Below are 15,345 nucleotides of genomic sequence, written 5' to 3'. Positions count from 1 at the left end.
CATGACGACTGAAATTGTGGAACCCGCCCTATATAGCAACCGGAACGGCCGATTGCGACCTTATCGAGCGCGGGCTTATCGCCTGCAATCCTGCGCGATCTTGTCCAGTGCCTGGGCGAGGCCCTTCAGCGAAAACGTGTCGGTGGTCTCCGTCCCCTTGGCCGAGACACCTTTGACGACGAGATCGGCGGATTTGCGCATGGCTTCGACCATCCGCTCCTCCTCGGCCGCGTTCTTGATCCAGAGACCGTCACCCTGCGTGTACATGGCGAACGCGGCGCCGCCGACCTCGGCCGAGGACTCGGAGCCCGGCTTCAGGGCGTAGCCGATCATGACCGAAACTTCGTTGTTCACCTTCTCGGCCGGCCGGGTCGAGACAAAGGCATAGGCGGGATCGCGCGGCCGGTTCGGCGGGTTGGTCTTCGACGACGACGGTTTGGCCAATGCGAAGCAGACTTTCTTGCCGTTGGGCGTCGCCGAATAGGCCCCCCAGGTGCCGAACTGGCCGATCAGGGTCGGCTCGGCGCCGCCCGCAACCGCCGCGGGTGGAGCCGCAGGTTTGCTCTCGGGCTTTGCGACCGTCTTTGCAGCCGTATTGGCCGCCGGTGCTGCAGCTTTCGGTGCAGGCTCTTTTGATGCAGGCTTGGGCGCCGGTTGCGCCGTCTGCGCCCGCGCGGAATCAGCGATTCCGCACGCCGTCACGCCCGTCATCAAAGCTAAAATCAGCACCCGCCACATGCTGGAGTGGTTCCCTCAATATTGTGACTGGAAGATGGCCCGGCCGCGCTTTGTCCCCGCGGCAGGGATAGCCGGAAAAGTCCAATTTGGGAAGGCAGTTAGCGGGTCACCCTTTGGATCGTGCAGCGCGCTGCTCGGCCCATTGCGCGTCGGTCCAGCCGAGCAGGTCCTCGGCGCCGGAACTGCGCAGATGCGCGCCGCCATCGATCACCACCATCTCGCCGTTGATGTAGCCGGCGCGGTCGGAGACCAGGAAGCTGGCGAGGTCGGTGAGCTCATTGTGCTCGCCCGTGCGCCCCATTGGATTGCGTGCGGTCCAGTCTTCGTCGCGTCCCTCGGGGCGGAGTTGACCGGAGGCGCCGGCGGTCGGGAACGGGCCCGGCGCGATCGCGACGGTGCGGATGCCCTTCGGCCCCCACTCGACTGCGAGACTTTTGGTCATCGCCAGCACCGCTGACTTTGCCATTGCCGAGGGCACGGTGAAGGCGCGGCCGGTGATGGTCGAGGTCGAGAGGATCGAGAGCACGACGCCGCTATGCTTGCCGTCGATCCAGCGCTTGCCGGCGGCGAGCGTGCAATACATCGCACCATGCAGCGTCGGTGCCAGGATCGCATCCGCGGCGCGAAAGGAGAGATGCTCGCTCTGCGCAATGAAAGTCGCCGCGGCGTTGTTGACGAGGATGTCGAGCGGCGCCTCGCGCCAGATGGTGTCCATCATGCTGTCGACAGCCGCGCCGTCGCGAACATCGCAAGCAATCGTCGTCACTTTGCCGCCGGTCTGCGCGCGCATCTCGCTCGCCGTTACATCCAGCCGGTCGAGCTTGCGGCCGCAGATCACGAGCTCGGCGCCGAGCGCGAGGAAGCGGCGCCCCATCGCGGCGCCGAGGCCCGAGCCACCGCCGGTGACGAGGATGCGCCTGTCCTTGAGAAGACCCGTTTCAAACATCGTTTGAATCCTTCTGTTTCCTCTTGCGCCGTCATTGCGAGCGCAGCGAAGCAAATCCAGACTATTTCCACGGCACGGACTCTGGATTGCTTCGCTGCGCTCGCAATGACGCGAGGATAGGCTTTCTCGCTGCCCTGAACAAAGAATCCGGATTGTCGCGCCGCGCTAAATCCGGCAGAAACGACCCAACGATAATTCCACCTCGAAACGCCCCAAGGTGCCGTCATGAAAGCCATCCTCTGCTCGCAATATTGCCAGCCCGACGATCTCGTTCTGGCCGACGTACCGGATCCGGTGGCAGCTCCCGGCGAGGCGGTGATCGCGATCAAGGCGGCGGCGCTGAACTTTTTCGATATCCTGATGATTCAGGGCAAGTACCAGGTCAAGCCGCCGTTCCCGTTCTCGCCGGCCGCCGAAGTTGCCGGCGTGATCGAGAGCATCGGTGCCGACGTGACTGATCTCAAGGTCGGCGATCGTGTCGTCGCCTCCTGCGGCCACAACGGCGCCCGCGAGAAGATCGCATTGCCCGCGGCATCGATCGTCAAGATCCCCGACAATCTCGACTACGACCGCGCGGCCGGCATCATCATCATCTACGGCACGGCGCTGCATGCGCTGGAAGATCGCGCGAGCCCGAAGCCGGGCGAGACGCTCGCCGTGCTCGGCGCCGCCGGCGGCACCGGCCTTGCTGCCTGCGAGCTCGGCAAGCTGATGGGACTGAAGGTGATCGCCTGCGCCTCGTCGGACGAGAAGCTCGAATTCGCGAAAGCGCATGGCGCCGAGCTGACGCTGAACTACGGCAAGGAAGATTTGAAGGAAGGCCTGCGCAAGCTCACCGGCGGTAAGGGCGTCGACATCATCTTCGATCCGGTCGGCGGCGCCTATGCCGAGCAGGCGCTTCGTTCGATCGCCTGGGAAGGCCGCTTCCTCGTGATCGGATTTGCCGCCGGCGACATCCCGAAGATGCCGCTCAACCTCGCACTGCTGAAGGGCTGCGACATCCGCGGCGTGTTCTGGGGCGCATGGACCCGGCTCAATCCGGAGAAGAACCGCGCCAATCTCGAGAAGCTGGTGAAGTGGACCGCGGAAGGAAAGATCTCCTCGCATGTCGACCGCACCTTCCCGCTGGCACAGACGGCGGATGCACTGAAGGTGCTCGCGGGACGTCAGGCGATGGGCAAGGTGATCCTGCATCCGTGAGGATGCAGTCGCCAGCCGTCGCCAAATGCACAACTATCATCGCGCGAGTCGCTGGCGCCGCTGAAGCTGCGCCGGCTTTTTCGTTCGCCGTCAGATCGTAAAACGCCGCTAACCATTGCCGCCAAAATTGCGGTGCATTCCCCCGCTTCGCCCGAATCAAACCTCAATATTTCCCGATTCGCACAAATCGCGGTCGCTTTTTGGGCTGATTCAAACTGCGATTTACTGGCTCCAGTTTGCGGGGAACTTCTGGACAACAACAAAAAAAATGAAGCCGAATGCCCCTGCGTTGCGTGGGTTATGGGGAGCATCACCATGGAGACGACGGCGCATCGCCCGTCCCGGGAATCGAGGGCGTTCGATTCCAATCAAGCTGCATCACATTCGCCCGTTGCGTCTTACATCCGTGCGCGCGCCGCACAGGTCGATCTGTCACCGGACGATCCAATTCCACTGTTCCTGTCCGATCCGCTCGGTGCGCCGGACCCACGCGAATACACGCCGCCGGCGTCGCATCCCCGAGCCAGAATTGTCCGGCGCATTGTCGCGGCGTTCCTGGTTGCATCCACCCTGGCAATTCTGACCGCGCTGTTTCAGTCCGACGTTCGCAGCATCCTCGCCAATGCCGGCGGCTCGGCGGGCGTCGGGCTGGATCAGGTGATGGCGTCGGCCAACACGCCGGCTGTACCGCGGACCGCGCGCAACGATCCGGAGCGCGTGACCGACACAAGTCTGGCGAGCGCTGACGCGCAGGATCTCCCTGCACCGTCAACGCCGAGCCGCGAAGCGATCGCGACCGCCTATCAGACCGCGCTGCAAGCCCAGGCACCCGCGCCGGTCGCGGAGCCGCTTGCGCCCCCTCCGCCCGCCAGGACGCTCGATGCCGACACGCTGGCCGGGCTGATGACGCGCGCGAAGAGTCTGTTGGCGGTCGGCGACATTGGCGCGGCGCGTCTGCTTCTCGAACGCGCGGCCAATGCACAAGATACGACGGCCGCGTTTCTGCTGGCGCAGACCTATGACCCGGCCGTGCTCGGCACCAGCGATGCGCGGCGCATCTCCGCCGACGCGACCGCCGCACGCGACTGGTACCAAAAGGCCGCAGCACTGGGATCGGCGGAGGCGCGCCAGCGCCTCGTCCAGCTTCAGAACTAGAACTCTTAGGGGACATCATGCGTAACGCTTTGGGAATGGCGCTTGCCGCCATCATGACGATCTGTGCCTTCGCGGCACGCGCCGAGCAGACCGAATATGATCCGGCCAAAGTCTCGGACGGCCTGAAAGCCATCTTCCAGTTCGGGTCGGCCTCAACCAAGCAGGCGCTGAACGCCAACACCGTCACGCTGATCACCGGCACGATCGGCGGCACCTATGTGCAGTTCGGCGCCGACCTCGCCTCCGTGCTCGACGACGGCAACAAGATCCGCGTGCTGCCGGTCGTCGGCCGGGGCTCGGTGCAGAGCGTCGCCGACATCCTGTTCCTGCAAGGCGTCGATCTCGGCGTCGTGCGCGCCGACACGCTCGACTATCTCGAACGCAAAGGTTTTGCCAAGGACATCAAGAAGCAATTCACCTATGTGACGAAGCTCTACAACGAAGAGATGCAGGTGATCGCGCCGAAGACGGTCGCGACGCTGAAAGACCTCGAAGGCAAGACGGTTAGCGTGGACCTGCCGAACGGCGGCACCTTCGTCACCGCGCTCACCGTGTTCGAGCGGCTCGGGATCAAAGCGAAATTCGCCTATGTCGAGCAGCGCATCGCGATGGAGAAGCTGAAGGCCGGCGAGATCGACGCCGTCATCGTGGTCGGCGGCAAGCCGTACAAGTCGGTCTCGACCTTCGGCAATGACGGCCGCTTCCATCTCGCGAAGGTCGACTATGCCAAGCCGCTCCAGAGCGACTATTTGCCGGCGACGCTGACGTCCAAGGACTATCCGAACCTGATCAAGGACGGCGAGAGCGTGGACACGATCGCGGTGCCTGCGGTGCTCGCGGCCTATAATTGGGCGCCCAATACGGAGCGCTATCGCAAGCTTGCGCTGTTCGTCGACGCGTTCTTCACGAAATTCCCCGCACTTCAGAACCCGCCGTTCCATCCCAAATGGAAGGAGGTCTCGCTTGCAGCCCCCCTGTCCGGCTGGAACAGACTGCCGGTGGCGCAGCAATGGCTCGACAAACACGGCGTCGAGCCGGTGACGCGCCAGCGCTTCGAGGCGTTCCTGAAGCAGAGCCCGACGGCCGCGCAAGTCTCCGACGCCGACAAGGAGACGCTGTTCAAGCAATTCCAGGCCTGGGACGCGGAGAAGGCGCGGGCCCAGGCGGACAAGAAGTAGCCGTTGGCGTTGCGACCGGCGGTGTCGCACGCGCTATCCACACCCTCAGCTGTCGCCCGGCTTGACCGGGCGACCCAGTACTCCGAGACGGTCGCGGTTCAATCGATGAGCCGCGGCGTACTGGATTCCCCGCCTGCGCGGGGAATGACAGCGGAGTATGCGGCGACAGCTACTGCGCGGCTCCGGCCTTCACCTCAACATCATCCACCCCGCGCTTCAGCACGGCACGCGCGGCTTCGCGATGCTCGGTGGTGATATGGCTTGCGACCATGCGGATCGCAGTGGCGAGCACGGCGGCGTCATCGGTGAAGCCGAGGATCGGCATCACGTCGGGAACGAAGTCGAACGGCAGGATGAAATAGGCGATCGCCCCGAGCAGCGAGGCCTGGACGTGGCGCGGCGTGTGCCGGTCGAAGGCGCAGTAATAGGCCGCGAGCAGATCTTCGGCGAACGGCAAACGCGCGGCGACGCGCTTCAGCTTGCGCCAGAAGCGGCGGCGCACGCTCTCGCGATCCTCCGCGAGCCGATCGGCCGGCTCGAAGCCCACGCTGTGTTCGGCAGCCATGTTCGGCAACTCCCAGTTCAGCAAGGAGCGGCAGATCGCCGCATCCGGTGCTGACCACAACATGGGGATGCCCCCGGCCCCTGCAAGACGTCAGCCTGGTGTCAGCCTGGCGATCGCATTCATCGCCTTGGCGAGCTCGATGTCGTGCGTGGTGACGCCGTCGGCGTCATGGGTCGACAGCACCACCTCGACCGTCTTGTAGACGTTCCGCCATTCGGGGTGATGGTCCATCTTCTCGGCGACCAGCGCCGCACGGGTCATGAAGCCGAACGCCTCGTTGAAATCCTTGAAGACAAAGGTCTTCCCGATGGCGTCGCGGCCCTGGAGGTCGCTCCAACCCGGGATGGTGCCCAGCGCCTGCTTGCGTGCTTCCGCCGTCAGCCGCTCTGCCATGATGGTCTCCGTTTTTCAGGGGAACTGTACCCTAACACCGTGGATATGGCCCGGGTTCATACGGGATTTCACCCATCCGCTAACCATGACGGAGATGTAACCCCGCCCGACAGGAAATTTGCTACAATTGCAGGTGTAAATCGCCGGCCAAGATGAAACTGAGCCTCGAGCGACTGTTCGGGAGATCGATGACCGGGGGATTGGACCTGGCCGAAGCGCCCACCCCGCCCTCGCCGCGATCAGCGGCGCGGAAGACGGCACTCGTGTCACTGGCGTTCGTGCTTGCGGTCGTTGGCGCGCTCGCCGGCGGATATTATTTCGCGATGCGGCCGGTGATGCTGAAGATCGCGGTCGGCCCCGCCAACAGCGATGACCTCAAGGTCGTGCAGGCCCTGACGCAGGCTTTCACCCAGAACAAGAGCCAGGTGCGGCTGCGGCCGATCCAGACCGACGGCGCCACCGCCAGCGCCGTTGCACTCGCGGAAGGCAAGGTCGATCTCGCCATCGTGCGTGGCGACGTCGACGTGCCCAAGAACGCGCAAGCCGTCGCGACTCTGCGCAAGAATGTCGTGGTGCTGTGGTCCGTACAGGGCAAGGGCAAGAAGAAGGCCGCGAAAATCACCAAGATCGCGCAACTCGCCGGCCGTCGCGTCGGCGTGATCGGCCGCACCCAGGCCAACGTCAATCTGCTCAAGGTGATCCTGCAGCAATACGGCGTCGATCCCGCCAAGGTCGAGATCGTGCAGTTTCCAGCCAATGAGGCCGCCGAGGCGATCAAGGCCCAGAGGGCCGATGCCTATCTCGCGGCCGGTCCCGTCAACAGCAAGATCACGTCCGAGGCGATCGCCGCATCCACCAAGGATTTCGGCACGCCGACCTTCCTCGCCATCGATTCCGCGGACGCGATCGCGCAAAACCATCCCGTCTACGAAGCCTCGGAGATTCCCGCCGGCACCTATGGCGGCTCGCCCGACCGGCCCGACGACGAGGTGAAGACCATCAGCTTCTCGCACCACATCGTGGCGCGCAAAGGCGTGTCCGAAACCACGATCGCGGCGTTCACGCGCCAGCTCTTCGCCGTGCGCCAGCAACTGGTGACGGAATTCCCGCTGGCGGCCAAGATCGAGACGCCCGATACCGACAAGGATGCGGTGATCCCCGTGCACCCCGGTGCAGCCGCCTTCGTCGACGGCGAGGAAAAGACCTTCCTCGACAAATACAGCGATTACATCTGGTGGGGCCTGATGGCACTCTCCGCGATGGGCTCGATCGGCGCCTGGTTCGCGGGCTATCTGAAAAAGGACGAGCGCGACAGCAACAATCATCAGCGCGAGCGGCTGCTCGACATGATCTCCGCCGCGCGCAAGAGCGAGACGACCGAAGAGCTCGATCAGATGCAGACCGAAGCCGACGAGATCCTGCGCGATACGTTGCGCTGCTTCGATCACGGCGCGATCGAGGAGGCCGCGCTCACGGCCTTCAACATCGCACTCGACCAGTTCCATGCCGCCGTCGCCGACCGCAAGGCAGTGCTGTTCAGCCTGCCGCCGAATGTGCCCCGCGCAAACGCGCAGCTGAGAGCGGCCGGCAACGCGTAAAGCTTGCGCCCGTAATAGCTGCGTCACATGGCCTCAATATAGCGTCGGACTTCAACGTGGTGGCCGCCGGGCGGTCGTCTCCACGCGATCGAGACCGTCCCATGAACATCAAATTCTCCCGGCGCCGTTTCCTGACGACCAGCGCCGGCGCGCTTGGCGCGGTCGCAATGCCCTACCTCTCCCGCGCGGCCGACCGGCCAGCGGTTACCCATGGCGTGCAGTCCGGCGACGTTACCGTCGATGGCGGAGTGGTGTGGGCGCGCACCGATCGTCCCGCACAGATGCTGATCGAGGTCGCGACGACGGAATCGTTCAGGAACGCCCGCGCTCTTCCGCCGATCGCGGCGCTGCCCGAGAGCGACTTCACCGCGAAAATGCTGATCGAGAACCTTCCGGGCGGCCAGGACATCTTTTATCGCGTCCGCTTCCGCGATCTCTCGCATAGTGCGATCGAAGGCGAGCCCGTGGTCGGCCGCTTCCGCACCGCGCCGGCCGATCGTCGCGATGTCAGCTTCGTCTGGGGCGGCGACGTCGCAGGACAGGGCTGGGGCATCAATCCCGATGACGGCGGCATGCTCACCTTCTCCGCGATGCGCCGGCACCGTCCGGATTTCTTCCTGCACTCCGGCGACACCATCTATGCCGACGGTCCGATCCAATCCGAAGTCGAACTCGCGGACGGCAAGGTCTGGAAGAACCTCACCATCCCGGAGAAGACCAAGGTCGCGGAGACGCTCGACGAGTACCGCGCCGCGCACAAATACAATCTCACCGACGACAATGTCCGCGCCTTCAATGCCGAGGTGCCGATCTTCGTGCAGTGGGACGACCACGAGGTGACCAACAACTGGTCGCTGTCGAAGGAGTTGCCGGCCGCCTACAAGGAGCGCGACGTTGCGCTGCTCGCAGCGCGTGGCGCGCGCGCGTTCCACGAAATGTATCCGATGCGTGAAAACATCAGCGAGCCGGGCCGCGTCTACCGCCAGATCTCCTACGGCCCGCATCTGGACGTGTTCATGCTCGACGAGCGCAGCTATCGCGGCCCGAACGGACCCAATCTCGAAACGGAATACGACCCGGCCAGCTACTTCCTCGGTCCGGATCAGGTCGCCTGGCTCAAGCGCGGCCTGCTGAACTCGCGCGCGACCTGGAAAGTGATCGCCTCAGACATGCCGCTCAGCCTCGTCGTGTCGGACACGCCGAAGGGTGGCTCGGAAGCATTCGCGCAGGGCGATGGTCCAGTGCGCGGCCGCGAGTTCGAGATCGCCGACATCCTGCGCTTCGTCAAGCTGGCGCCGATCCGCAACACGGTGTGGCTGACCGCGGACGTGCATTACGCCGCCGCGCATTATTACGATCCGAACCAGGCGCAATTCCAGGAATTCGAGCCGTTCTGGGAATTCGTTTCGGGCCCGCTGCATGCCGGCACCTTCGGTCCGAACACGCTCGACAATACATTTGGGCCGGAGGTGCGCTTCGTCAAGGCGCCGGGCAAAGACAGCCAGAACCTGCCGCCGTCGGCCGGCATGCAGTTCTTCGGTCACGTCAAGATCGACGGCGCCTCCGGCCAGATGACGGTGACCTTGCGCGACCGCGCCGACGTCGCGCTGTGGTCGACCACGCTCGATCCGAAATTTGCCTGAGCCGCTTCAGCCGGAGCGGGCCGTCAGGAGCCGCGCGACCGTAGCGCGGCCTCGAGCGCATCGCTCGAGCACGGCTTTTGCAGTCGCGGCCGGTTGACGAAATCGGAGGCGATCCGTGTCTCGTCGCCGTAGCCGGTGACGAAGACGAAGGGAATCTCGAGGGCCGCCAGCCGCTCGGCGACGGCGAAGCTCTTCTCGCGGCCGAGTTCGACATCGAGCAGCGCGAAATCCGGGGCCCGCGCCGCGATCTCGGCCAGCGCCTGTGCCACCGAGCCCACGGTGCGCACGCGCTTGATGCCAAAGCCGAGCACGCGATCCTCGAAGTCGATCGCGATGATCGGATCGTCCTCGACGATGAGCACGTCGGCAGGAAGATCGGCGGAGCCGTCCGGGGAAACAGGTATCATGATCCTGGCTATCGAGGGCTGCATGTTGATATCCGTTAAGGACAGCCTCATCCCGACGCCTGCGCCCAGCACATCGGAGGGTTCCCGGAACGAAACTCATCACAGAACAGTTTTCACGTCAGTGCACTTGTGCACACAGCCGGCGAACGGACCTCGCTAGTATTGCAAGCAGAGCAGGGGATTTACGATGGATGTGCGTACCAGCACCGCGACCGAGGTCGAAAGCCGGCCGACCAACAACCTCCTGCGGCGCCTGAGCCAGGCGGACTACGCGCTGCTGGCACCACACGTCATGAGCGAAAATGCAGCAGCCAACGAGCTGCTCTACAATCCCGGCGACGATGTCCAGCTCGTGCACTTTCCCTGCGGTCCCTCTCTCGCGACATTTCTCGTCCCAAATGAGGACGGCCGCGACGTCGAGACCATCCTGGTCGGCCGCGAAGGCGCGGTGGGCGGCATCGTCAGCGAGGGATTTCTGCCGGCCTATACCCGCATCTGCGTGAAGTTCGGCGGACCATTTGTGCGCATTCACGTCAGCAAATTGGAGGCGGCCAAATTGCGGTCGCCGACGTTGCGCAATATCTTCGCCCGCTATGCCGATTGCATGCTGGCGCAAATCTTCCAGTCCACCGCCTGCAACGCCATCCACTCGATCGAGCAGCGCACGGCGAAGTGGATCATCGCGGCAATGGAGCGGACCGGCGACGAGAGCAGCGTGCCGCTGACGCACGAGCAGCTCGCGACGCTGCTCGGGGTCGGCCGCAGCTATGCCAGCCGCGTGCTCCAGTCGTTCAAGGCCGAAGGCGTGCTCGACACCCGGCGCGGCTCGATCCTGGTCCGCAACCTCGACGGCCTGCGCCTGCGCGCCTGCCTGTGCAACGACGCGGTGAAGATGCACTTCGAGGAGGTGCTCCGGGGGGTCTATCCGACCGAGGAGCAGCAGGCCGGATAGGGCCCGCTTCGCTCCGCCGTCGTGGACGGAACGGAAGCCCTATCCCGCGCGGCCTCGACCTGCGCTAATGTCCCCACATGGGCGGGGCTCTTCTTCATACTCTCTTCGATATCGCAGCGTGGCTGGCGGGGGCGGCCGCCATCTACGGGCTGTCGCGACAACGCTTGCGGTTTCCGGCGCAATCCTTCGAGATGCCCTATATCGCCGCGCTGATTTTCGGTGCGGGCCTCGGCGCCTATCTGTTCGGCTCCGCCAATCTGTGGCTGTCGGGCCAGAGCGGCATCGCACGCTCGGTCGAGGGCGGGCTCGCGGGCGGCATCGTGGCGATCGAGCTCTACAAATGGTCCGCGGGGATCGCGGTGCGAACCGGCGCCCGTTTCGCGCTGCCGCTGGCGCTCGGCATCGCGATCGGCCGGCTCGGCTGTTACTTCGCGGGCCTCGACGATTTCACTTACGGCACGCCGACGGCGCTGCCCTTCGGCCATGATTTCGGCGACGGCGTTCTGCGCCATCCCGTGCAGCTCTACGAGAGCGCGGCGATGGCCCTGTTCGCGCTGCTCTATGTATTGGCCGTCGTGAACCGGAACGCCTTTGTGATCACCAATGGTTTCTACCTGGTTCTGGTCTATTATGGAGCACAACGCTTCCTGTGGGAATTCCTCAAGCCATACGGCACGCTGATCGGCCCCTTCACCCTGTTTCACCTGCTGTCGCTGTCCATCCTGCTCTACGCCGCAATCATGCTGGCGACGGCGCCAAAAGCGAGACCCGTGCATGAACGCGCCGTTGCGTAAGTCGCGTCCCTATGTCTTCTGGGGCCAGACCCAGTCTCTCTGCGAGACCTGCCTGAAGCTGGTGCCGACCAAGATCCAGATCCTCGACAACGAGGTCTGGTACGAAAAGCGTTGCCGGGACCATGGCGTCCAGTCGACGCTGGTGTCGACGGATGCCGCCTATTGGCGGCTGTGCAAGGATTTCATCAAGCCCGGCGACCGTCCGCTGCAATTCCAGCAGCGCACGGAATTCGGCTGCCCCTATGATTGCGGCCTGTGTGCCGACCACGAGCAGCATTCTTGCCTGGCGCTGATCGAAATCACCGAACACTGCAATCTCACCTGCCCGGTGTGCTTTGCCGATTCGTCGCCGGCCCGGACCAGCTTCACGCCGCTGGCCAAGATCGAGAGAATGCTGGATGCGCTGGTCGCCAGCGAAGGCGAGCCCGATCTGGTGCAGATTTCCGGCGGCGAGCCGACGCTGCACCCGGATTTCTTCGATATCCTCGATGCCGTCCGTGCCCGCCCGATCCGCCACGTCATGATCAATACCAACGGCCTGCGCATCGCCCGCGACAAGGATTTCGTGGCACGGCTCGCCGAGACCAAGCGCGGGCTCGAGGTCTATCTCCAGTTCGACTCGCTCGAGCGCGAGGCGCTGATCAACCTGCGCGGCGCGGACCTGCGAAAAATCCGCCAGCAGGCGCTGGAAAATCTCGAGCATTACGGCGTGTCGACCACGCTGGTGGCGACCATCAAGCGCGGCGTCAACGACGCCGAGATCGGCGACATCGTCCGCCACGCGCTGACCTGGAAATGCGTTCGCGGCGTCACGCTGCAGCCGGTGCAGGACGCCGGCCGCAACGAGAATTTCGACAAGAATACCGACCGCATCATGCTGTCGGAGATCCGCAAGCACGTGGTCGAAACCGGCATCTTCGGCGACAAGGACATGATCCCGCTGCCCTGCAATCCCGAGAGCATCTCGATCGGCTACGGCCTGCGCAACGGCGAGAGGGTGCTGCCGCTGACCTCGCTGATCCCGCAGGAGCAGCTGGTCGCATTGTTGCCCAATACGATCAGCCCGGAGAAGCATCCGGCGCTGAGAGAGAAATTCATCGATCTGTTTTCGCTATCCTCGGGCCCACTGAACACGAGCGAGCGCGTCTGCGAATTGCTGTGCTGCCTGCCGAGCTTCGAGGTGCCGCAGGGCATCACTTACGAGAACGTGTTCCGCGTCACCATCGTGCAGTTTCTCGACCGCTTCAATTTCTGCGTCGGCAACGTCAAGCGCTCCTGCATCCATTTCGTCACGGAGAGCGGCGCGATCATTCCGTTCGACACCTACAATCTGTTCTATCGCAACGGAAAAATCGACGGCATCCGGGCCGAGCTGGCCGGGGAAACCTATCGGGAAGCCAGGCAGAGCGAGGATATGCCGCGATGAGCGACACGCTTCCACCCCCTCCGCCAGCGCAGCCGCGCAGCGGCTGCCTGACCGCGCTCATGGCGATGTTCGGGATCATCATGCTGCTGCCGGGGCTCTGCGCGATCCTGTTCGGGGGAATGTCGGTGTTCGAGGTCGGCCGGATCGACTCCGACATGGCACCGCTGGTCTTTTTGGGCCTGGTCGTCGGAATAGGCGGGGTCGCCCTGGTCTGGGCGGCGATCAAGGGCCGGCGCGGCTGAACCCGGCTTTTCGCCTAACCCCCGGGAATCCCCGGACAAAATTCAATCAACCAACGGCCAAAGAACACATTGTTTTTTGGCGTTTTTTGCCTATATTGCGGCGCAACGCATAGGGTGCCCGGTCGATATGGCCGGGTTTCCTTTTTGGGCGGCGAGCGCCCCGTTTCCAGTCTTCCAGCGTTGTTTCGAGAAGAGGTCCCGGTCTGACCGGCGAGATCGCGCTTAACCCATTTGTCCGACCGCAAAGAAGCCCACTCATGAATCTTCGTAACGTCGCCATCATCGCCCACGTCGACCACGGCAAGACGACCCTGGTCGACAAGCTCCTCCAGCAATCCGGCACGTTCCGCGAGAACCAGAAGGTGACCGATCGCGCCATGGACTCCAACGATCTGGAGCGTGAGCGCGGCATCACCATTCTGGCCAAGGCGGCCTCGGTGCAGTGGAAGGACACCCGCGTCAACATCGTCGACACCCCCGGCCACGCCGATTTCGGCGGTGAGGTCGAGCGCATCCTGAACATGGTGGACGGCGCACTGGTGCTGGTCGACGCCGCCGAAGGCCCGCTGCCGCAGACCAAATTCGTGGTGTCCAAGGCGCTCAAGGTCGGCCTCAAGCCGATCGTGGTGATCAACAAGGTCGACCGCCCCGACGCGCGCCCGACCGAAGTCATCAACGAGGTGTTCGACCTGTTCGCGGCGCTCGATGCCAGCGAGGAGCAGCTCGATTTCCCGATCCTGTATGGGTCGGCCAAGCAGGGCTGGATGGCCGAAAGCCCCGAAGGTCCGCAGGACAAGGGCATGGAGCCGCTGTTCGACCTGATCCTGCGCCACGTCGCGCCGCCGACCGTCGAGGAAGGTCCGTTCAGGATGATCGGCACCATTCTCGAGGCCAACCCCTATCTCGGCCGCATCATCACCGGCCGCATCTCGTCCGGCATCGTCAAGCCGAACCAGCAGGTCAAGGTGCTGAACGCCGAGGGCAAGCTGGTCGAGTCCGGGCGCATCACCAAGATCCTGGCGTTCCGCGGTCTCGAGCGCACGCCGCTCGATGAAGCCGAAGCCGGCGACATTGTCGCCATCGCCGGCCTCACCAAAGGCACCGTCGCCGACACCTTCTGCGATCCGACGGTAGAGGTGCCGCTGCCGGCGCAGCCGATCGATCCGCCGACCGTGTCGATGTCGTTTATCGTCAACAACTCGCCGCTCGCCGGCACCGAAGGTGACAAGGTGACGAGCCGCATGATCCGCGACCGTCTGCTGCGCGAAGCCGAAGGCAATGTCGCGCTGCGCGTGGTCGAAGCGTCGGACAAGGACGCGATGGAAGTCTCGGGCCGCGGCGAATTGCAGCTCGCGATCCTGATCGAGACCATGCGCCGCGAGGGCTTTGAGCTCTCGGTGTCGCGGCCGCGCGTCGTGTTCAAGAAGGACGAGGCCACCGGCGGCGCCCTGGAGCCGATCGAGGAAGTCGTGATCGACGTCGACGAGGAGCATTCCGGCGTCGTCGTGCAGAAGATGAGCGAGCGCAAGTCCGAGCTGGTCGAGATGAAGCCGTCCGGCGGCAACCGCCTGCGGCTGGTGTTCTACGCGCCGACCCGCGGCCTGATCGGCTACCAGGGCGAACTGCTGACCGACACCCGCGGCACCGCGATCATGAACCGCCTGTTCCACGGCTACGCCCCGTACAAGGGCGAGATCCAGGGCCGCCGCAACGGCGTGCTGATCTCCAACGACCAGGGCGAGGCTGTGGCCTACGCCATGTTCAAGCTGGAGGACCGTGGTCCGATGATGATCGAGCCGGGCTGGAAGGTCTACAAGGGCATGATCGTCGGCGAGCACACCCGCGACAACGATCTCGAGATCAACGTGCTCAAGGGCAAGCAGCTCACCAACATCCGCACGACCTCGAAGGACGAAGCCGTGCGCCTGACCCCGCCGATCCGCATGACCCTTGAAAAGGCGCTCGCCTATATCGAGGACGACGAGCTCGTCGAGGTCACCCCGAAGTCGATCCGCCTGCGCAAGAAGCACCTCGACCCGAACGAGCGCAAGCGCGCGGAAAAGTCCAAGGAAGCGGTGGCGTAAGCCAGCGCTCTCGCCGCTGTCATG

General features: G+C 64.2%; 15 protein-coding genes. 10 read left to right on the top strand and 5 right to left on the bottom strand.

The annotated features are described in order from the left end of the window. Nucleotides 1–75: 75 nt before the first annotated feature. Together QSV46_RS27350 and QSV46_RS27345 are read right to left on the bottom strand one after the other, a co-directional pair. Nucleotides 76–738: an invasion associated locus B family protein gene (locus QSV46_RS27350; protein WP_314958773.1), complete on the bottom strand. Its 663-nt coding sequence runs from the start codon at nucleotides 736–738 to the stop codon at nucleotides 76–78. A gap of 106 nt (nucleotides 739–844) precedes the next feature. Further along, a complete protein-coding gene (locus tag QSV46_RS27345; RefSeq protein WP_314958771.1) occupies nucleotides 845–1,684 on the bottom strand; it encodes an SDR family oxidoreductase in 840 nt (279 codons plus the stop codon). Nucleotides 1,685–1,909: 225 nt separating this feature from the next. On the opposite strand from QSV46_RS27345, the gene QSV46_RS27340 reads away from it, so the two are divergent. From QSV46_RS27340 to QSV46_RS27330, 3 genes are all read left to right on the top strand, one after another. Continuing rightward, the gene (locus tag QSV46_RS27340; protein WP_314958769.1) at nucleotides 1,910–2,884 is read left to right on the top strand and encodes an NADPH:quinone oxidoreductase family protein; all 975 of its coding nucleotides are present in this window, start codon (nucleotides 1,910–1,912) and stop codon (nucleotides 2,882–2,884) included. A 315-nt stretch (nucleotides 2,885–3,199) separates the two neighbouring features. After that, nucleotides 3,200–4,039, top strand: coding sequence for a hypothetical protein (locus QSV46_RS27335; RefSeq protein WP_314959055.1), 840 nt, complete (start codon nucleotides 3,200–3,202; stop codon nucleotides 4,037–4,039). A 17-nt stretch (nucleotides 4,040–4,056) separates the two neighbouring features. After that, the gene (locus QSV46_RS27330; RefSeq protein ID WP_314958766.1) at nucleotides 4,057–5,217 is read left to right on the top strand and encodes a TAXI family TRAP transporter solute-binding subunit; all 1,161 of its coding nucleotides are present in this window, start codon (nucleotides 4,057–4,059) and stop codon (nucleotides 5,215–5,217) included. A gap of 169 nt (nucleotides 5,218–5,386) precedes the next feature. Here the strand turns inward: QSV46_RS27330 and QSV46_RS27325 are convergent, their stop codons facing one another. Together QSV46_RS27325 and QSV46_RS27320 are read right to left on the bottom strand one after the other, a co-directional pair. Next, entirely contained in the window at nucleotides 5,387–5,782 is a 396-nt protein-coding gene (locus QSV46_RS27325) for a YkvA family protein (protein WP_314959053.1), read from the bottom strand. 90 nt (nucleotides 5,783–5,872) lie between these two features. Then, nucleotides 5,873–6,175, bottom strand: coding sequence for a 4a-hydroxytetrahydrobiopterin dehydratase (locus QSV46_RS27320; protein ID WP_314958764.1), 303 nt, complete (start codon nucleotides 6,173–6,175; stop codon nucleotides 5,873–5,875). Nucleotides 6,176–6,327: 152 nt separating this feature from the next. Here QSV46_RS27320 and QSV46_RS27315 point away from each other — a divergent pair, with 152 nt between their 5' ends. Both QSV46_RS27315 and QSV46_RS27310 read left to right on the top strand, forming a co-directional pair. Further along, entirely contained in the window at nucleotides 6,328–7,773 is a 1,446-nt protein-coding gene (locus QSV46_RS27315; protein WP_314958761.1) for a TAXI family TRAP transporter solute-binding subunit, read from the top strand. Nucleotides 7,774–7,874: 101 nt separating this feature from the next. Next, nucleotides 7,875–9,416: an alkaline phosphatase D family protein gene (locus tag QSV46_RS27310; RefSeq protein WP_314958760.1), complete on the top strand. Its 1,542-nt coding sequence runs from the start codon at nucleotides 7,875–7,877 to the stop codon at nucleotides 9,414–9,416. 23 nt (nucleotides 9,417–9,439) lie between these two features. On the opposite strand, the gene QSV46_RS27305 is transcribed toward QSV46_RS27310, so the two are convergent. Beyond that, nucleotides 9,440–9,847, bottom strand: a complete 408-nt coding sequence (locus tag QSV46_RS27305; RefSeq protein WP_314958758.1) for a response regulator — start codon at nucleotides 9,845–9,847, stop codon at nucleotides 9,440–9,442. Between the two features lie 163 nt (nucleotides 9,848–10,010). Here QSV46_RS27305 and QSV46_RS27300 point away from each other — a divergent pair, with 163 nt between their 5' ends. The 5 genes from QSV46_RS27300 (at nucleotide 10,011) to typA (ending at nucleotide 15,321) form a co-directional block, all read left to right on the top strand. Continuing rightward, a complete protein-coding gene (locus QSV46_RS27300; protein ID WP_314958756.1) occupies nucleotides 10,011–10,775 on the top strand; it encodes a Crp/Fnr family transcriptional regulator in 765 nt (254 codons plus the stop codon). 77 nt (nucleotides 10,776–10,852) lie between these two features. Continuing rightward, nucleotides 10,853–11,569: a prolipoprotein diacylglyceryl transferase gene (locus QSV46_RS27295; RefSeq protein WP_314958754.1), complete on the top strand. Its 717-nt coding sequence runs from the start codon at nucleotides 10,853–10,855 to the stop codon at nucleotides 11,567–11,569. Further along, complete coding sequence (locus QSV46_RS27290; RefSeq protein ID WP_314958752.1) at nucleotides 11,550–12,995, top strand: radical SAM protein; 1,446 nt, start codon at nucleotides 11,550–11,552, stop codon at nucleotides 12,993–12,995. Before QSV46_RS27295 ends, QSV46_RS27290 begins: the two co-directional genes overlap by 20 nt. Beyond that, nucleotides 12,992–13,237, top strand: coding sequence for a hypothetical protein (locus QSV46_RS27285; protein ID WP_314958749.1), 246 nt, complete (start codon nucleotides 12,992–12,994; stop codon nucleotides 13,235–13,237). The genes QSV46_RS27290 and QSV46_RS27285 overlap by 4 nt, the downstream gene beginning before the upstream one ends. Nucleotides 13,238–13,494: 257 nt before the next feature. Beyond that, nucleotides 13,495–15,321: a translational GTPase TypA gene (gene typA, locus QSV46_RS27280; RefSeq protein WP_314958746.1), complete on the top strand. Its 1,827-nt coding sequence runs from the start codon at nucleotides 13,495–13,497 to the stop codon at nucleotides 15,319–15,321. Nucleotides 15,322–15,345 lie beyond the last annotated feature (24 nt).

The sequence above is a fragment of the Bradyrhizobium cosmicum genome, from assembly GCF_032290525.1.
In the GTDB taxonomy this organism is placed as follows: domain Bacteria; phylum Pseudomonadota; class Alphaproteobacteria; order Rhizobiales; family Xanthobacteraceae; genus Bradyrhizobium; species Bradyrhizobium cosmicum_A.
This window is presented reverse-complemented; position numbering and strand designations above follow the sequence as displayed.